3 protein-coding genes are annotated in these 5,484 nt (G+C 34.7%); 2 read left to right on the top strand and 1 reads right to left on the bottom strand.

The window, feature by feature from the left end; translation table 11 throughout:
• Positions 1–165 precede the first annotated feature (165 nt).
• Positions 166–714 (bottom strand): hypothetical protein, encoded by a 549-nt coding sequence (locus HMPREF1551_RS03435; protein WP_021627643.1) that lies wholly within the window; start codon positions 712–714, stop codon positions 166–168.
• A 394-nt stretch (positions 715–1,108) separates the two neighbouring features.
• Here HMPREF1551_RS03435 and HMPREF1551_RS03425 point away from each other — a divergent pair, with 394 nt between their 5' ends.
• Both HMPREF1551_RS03425 and HMPREF1551_RS03420 read left to right on the top strand, forming a co-directional pair.
• On the top strand, positions 1,109–3,556 hold the full coding sequence (locus HMPREF1551_RS03425; RefSeq protein WP_021627641.1) for a TonB-dependent receptor: 2,448 nt from the start codon (positions 1,109–1,111) through the stop codon (positions 3,554–3,556).
• A gap of 16 nt (positions 3,557–3,572) precedes the next feature.
• Positions 3,573–4,889, top strand: a complete 1,317-nt coding sequence (locus tag HMPREF1551_RS03420) for a hypothetical protein (RefSeq protein WP_021627640.1) — start codon at positions 3,573–3,575, stop codon at positions 4,887–4,889.
• The last annotated feature ends 595 nt before the right edge of the window (positions 4,890–5,484 follow it).

Below are 5,484 nucleotides of genomic sequence, written 5' to 3'. Positions count from 1 at the left end.
CCCGAAAATTAGTAATTTTGTGTTTGAAAAAAAAAGAACACTAAAATTCAGGAACTTTGGGCAAAGATAAAAAGATTAATTGTTAATTGTCAATGGTTAATTGTTAATTATCAATCAGAGAGCCATGAAAAAGATCATGACCTACCCAGTAAATCATTCAGAGACTTAGAATTGTGTTACAATCCCAAGGCCAATATGGGGCATGAAGTAAGTGCGCTCAATAGTAAAGTTATTTTTCTCATACCCTCCATAAATAGCGCTGATTCCTAAGGAGATATAAGGCTTGGTACGTTCGTTGGCTATCGAAAGGAAGTAGGTCTGTAGCTCGGTACCGACACTGAAGAAACCCCAGTCGGCTAAGGCCTCTCTGCTGGGGCTTCCTACGTAAATACGAGTATCGGAGTGTAGGGCTATAGCCTCATTGGCAAAACACCTGAAGTTGCCACTAAGTCCCATACCCATGCTAAGAGACTGTGCTTTTTGCTTGGCCTCATCTCGAAAAGCCATGTATCCATATCCCAAGAGAAAGCCCAAGCGGAATTTTTCGGAAAAACGATAACCTATTCCCAAGTCCAAATGAACCTGTCCTATAGCCGTTTCATCCTTTAGGAAATTACTCCCAAAAGACAGACGATCTTCGTGGTAAAGGCCTCTCTGTGCTAAGGCTACAGGTGCTAAAAACAGTATAAATACTGCTAAAAAAAATTTCTTCATAAAAATATAAATTAAGATTAATGGGGCAAAGATACAATAAATAATTGGATTATTTTGATGAAGAATTGTACAAAAATAGGTTTAAAATTGAACAAGCAAATGGTTGGCTTGATGGATATAAAGGTTTGATAATGAGATACGAGTATCTTGATGTAACTTGGATTGGAATGTTCCTATTAGGGTTTATCTCCAAGTTCCTCAAAAAAGTTTAAACACGTTTGCTATTAGAATATCGCTCTATAATACTCCTGTGGGAGTTGTAGGGCGATATTCTTTTTTTATATTTTGTAACCAATGGCGGTATTGTTAAGTAAGATATAAATAAGAAATTATAACGGTTAAATATTTGTTTGGAATAAATAAAAATAATACCTTTGCCCAAATTTAATAACAGATGTTGTATTTAAACAAATATTTCTCTTTTAGAAAGGTTATTTTAGTTATATATTTATTAATGCCTGTTTTCTTGTTCTCACAAGTGCAGGAAAGAGGAATTATTTCGGGGAAAGTACTGTATAAGGATGGAAGCCCTGCACAATCGGTAACGGTTTATATTCCTAAGACAAATTTATTTGCTTATACTGATGAAAAAGGAACATTTACTATTAAGAATGTTCCATTAGGCAATGAATATTTGGTGGAAATTCGCGTTTTTGACCAAGCTCCTCTTACAACTAAGGTATTTGCCAAAGAAAAAATAAACAAAATAATCGTCAAATTGGATAAAAATGAGGGAATAAGCCTCTCTGAAGTGGTGGTTGTGCGTAAGGGAAAAGGGGAGGAGCTTAAGGAGAAAGGCTATGCAATGAATGTAATAAAAACACAAGAAGCCAGTCTTAAGAATATCCAGACGATAGAACTTCTCGGTCGTTCCTCAGGAGTGAAAATCCGGCAGTCTGCAGGGATAGGTTCTGAGATGACTTTTAACCTTAATGGACTTACAGGAAATTCTGTTAGAATCTTTATCGATGGAATTCCAATTCGTAATTATGGGCGTTCTTTTTCACTCAGTAGTATTCCTCCATCTATGATTGATAGGATAGAAGTATATAAGGGAGTATTACCTACGGAAATCTCTGAGGATGCTTTAGGGGGTGGGATTAATATAGTTCTTAAGAAGAATGTCTCAAACTCCTTAATAACCTCCTACTCTTATGGCTCCTATAATACCCATCAATGGGACCTGAATACGACCTTTAGGCAACCTGAGTTAGGGCTAGTTGCTAATCTTTCTTCTTATCATAATTATACGGATAATAATTATAAGGTCTGGGGAGATAATGTTTATGTAACTGACCCAGAAACAGGACGGATAAATTATATTACAGCTAAGCGTTTTCACGACCGTTATGGAGCTAGTGGAATTAAGGGAAATATAGGATTTGTACAAAAGGAATGGGCAGATGATTTTTCTCTGGGCTTTATGTTCTCCCAAATGGAAAAGGATATCCAGACGGGAGCTACAATGAATGTCGTTTATGGAAATCGAAGAACTAATAGTCATAGTGGATTAGCTAGCCTACAGTATAAAAAGCATCATCTTTTCTGGAAAGGACTGAATCTGAATACTTTTACTACCTATTCATTGACTTATAGGAATTTGATAGATGATGATTCCCATATCTATAACTGGCTGGGACAGAGAGTGAAAAATTATCAGGGAGAAGAACAGCTGAATCCTCAAGGAGGGGAGGCTGGCATAGCCACAAGAGCTGAGAATACAGAAGAGAATATAGCAAATCGTACCCATCTGTCTTATCACTTTACAAAAAATCACAATATCAGTGCTAGTTATTTTTATAACGGATTCTCCCGAAAAATAGATGACCCTTTACTCCCTCAGGAATCCCGTGATGCTTTAGACAAGCGCAGATATAATAAACATATTTTAGGACTAAATTATGAAGCAAATTTCTTTCATAAGAAACTAAAAACCAATTTTTTCTATAAGTCCTATCATCAAAATGTATCTCTTACAGAGGTGACAACACGTATTCATCCTCGGTTAGGTTATACAATTAATACTCAAAAACACGAAAAAAAGATTGATCATCAAGGCTATGGAGCTGTAGTTGCTTATAGAATAGCTCCTAAACTAATGTTCACAACTTCTGCCGAAAAAGCCATCCGATTGCCCTCTGCAACTGAGCTCCTTGGGAATACAAGCGATATGGTTAATGCAAATTATGCTCTGAAGCCTGAAAGAAGTACAAACTTTAATATAGGAGCAAATATAGGCGATTTCTATTATAAAAAGCATAAATTTTCCTCTGAAGTTAATTTCTTTGTAAGAGATATCAATGACCTGATTACTCGTGGCGTTCCTCGCGAGACGGATGACTCTTTTAGTTTTGAGAATTTGGGAAAGATAAGTAGTAAGGGAGTGGATATGGATGTACATTATAGCTTTGGTAACTCTTTTTTCATTCATAGTAATTTGTCTTATAATAGAGCAATATTTAATCTAGAGTATGATAAGGCGGGAGTTCGTTACTTTCAATATAAGAACAGATTAAGGAATCAGCCTTTTTTTACCTCTAATACACATATAGAATATATAAAACAAGGGCTATTTGCTGAGGAAGATAAATGTACTTTCGATTATAATTTTGGTTATACACATTGGTTCTATCTCAATTGGGAAAATTTGGGGTCTGCTAATAAAACAATAATTCCAGCACAACCTTTGCACGATTTGGGAGTAGCTTATACTTTCTCTAATAAGAGAATTACTTTAGCTTTTAATGTTAAGAATATATTTGACATTCAAGTATTTGATAATTTTGCTCTACAGAAACCAGGAAGGGCATTCTATGGCAAAATTACCTATTCGATTCAGTAACTAATTTTTTTATTTTATGTATAGAAATATTTTTCAAACAACTAAAATTGCATCCCTTGCGATGGCAATGACAGCACTAATAAGCTGTAACAAAGAGGATAATAACTCCAATACTCCAGCACCTACTCCTCCTTCAGGGCAGGTAGAGGAAAACTTTAATGTTATTTATCGTGTAGGGCACGAAAGAAACTCTGACTGGGCGATTCTTCCTCTCTCTCAGGAGAAAATGACCTCAGGAAAGATTAATTTCCAGTCTAATGGTTTTGTGCTTCCTCAAACACGTACACAACAGATGTATGCTACTGATAATGGGAAGAAAGTTTTTGTATATGATGCAGGAACAAAGAAAATAACCAAGTATGAAGTAACAGGAGGAACTGATTTCTATAAGAAAGTAGCCGAAATCAGTGTAGAACCTATTCTAGGGAATGCAGGAGGAACTTGGAAGGTGATGGATAACCGTACAGCTCTTATCTTTGGAGTATTTACCGATCATATAAAAAATGAGCAAGGAGCTTATCAAAGAACAGAAGCCACTCTTATAGTGGGTAGTATTGATTTAGAATCTTTCACTGCTAATGTGCGGGAAACAAAGAGATATACTCTAGAAACTCAAGCTGAGGAAACTGGAAAAATCTCTTATATAAATGGTCTTGGTCACCCCATAGTGGCTAATGGGAAAGTTTATTTCGGAACAACAAGGGCGAAATATAATACAACTATAGGCAAGAATGAGAAAAATTATACTTATAATGCAACTACATTAGTGCTTGACTATCCTTCCTTGAATAACCTTACTCTTATCAAGAATACAACAGTAAATGGAGCTACAGCGAGCCCTTCTTCATATTACGGACTTTCTTATGTGAATGATGGAAATAGTGTTTATCACGTAATCCCAACAAATACAGGGAAAATAGTGAAGATAACATCAGGAGCCTATGATACTTCATATGATTTTGATGTAAAAACGGCACTTGGACTCACTGAAGATATCAATATTTCAGGGTTCTTCTATGTAGGAAATGGAATAGGTTATATCAACTATGCACCTTCCGCAACAGCACGAAAATATGAAGACGGAGCTTGGAGCGTAGCAAGGGTAGATCTTAATAACAAAACAGCTATTAAGATGAATGTTCCTGAAAAACTATGGCTAAACTTCTACCAGACAGCAAAAGTATATAATGGAAAGCTCTATATGCCTCTTTGCCCTATCAATGCTAATGGGAATGTATATATCTTTGACCCTACTAAAGCAGAACCTAACGGATTTGTTAAGGGAGCTGAGTTAGAAGTAGCTGGAGGAGCTCTTTACTTAGGAGCATTTTAGTCAATAATCTCATTACAATAAACCGAAGGCTATTCCTAGAGAGTAGCCTTCACTTTATAAATACATTTGTCATATGGAGGGGTAAGTCATAAAAATATATTGATTATAAATAACATAGGTTATTGAAAATATATCTTCTTCACAAATACAATATTTATCGTTATCACTGTATTTTCCGTGAGTAAAATTAATTATTTCTCTTCTAAATTTTGGAAAATTAAATTGTGTAACTCCTCTTATCTGTAATCCATCTTTTTCGAGCTCTATAGTTCTATTTTTTAATTGTTCTACAATATCTATATATTCATTATACGAGTTTTTATACAAATCAAACAATTTTGTTTTAATCTCTTCAATGGATTGTCTTTTTTCCTCTATTTTTTTATTGAGACTATCTATCTCTGATAATAACTTCCCATCAATTTCAATAGATTCTTCGAGAGTTCTTATTTGCTTTTTAACCTCTTCATTCTGTTGATATAGTTTTTCTTCAATATTAGATTTCTCATTATTAATTTGTTTTAGTTCTTCTTTAAAAAGGAAGCTGTTTAAACTTTATTTTATAATAAAATAAAAGTTCCCGAAAATTAGTAAT

Origin of the sequence: Capnocytophaga sp. oral taxon 863 str. F0517, assembly GCF_000466425.1 — a bacterium.
Classification (GTDB): Bacteria; Bacteroidota; Bacteroidia; order Flavobacteriales; family Flavobacteriaceae; genus Capnocytophaga.
The sequence above is the reverse complement of the archived record's forward strand: the minus strand, read 5'-3'. Positions and strand labels throughout refer to the sequence as shown.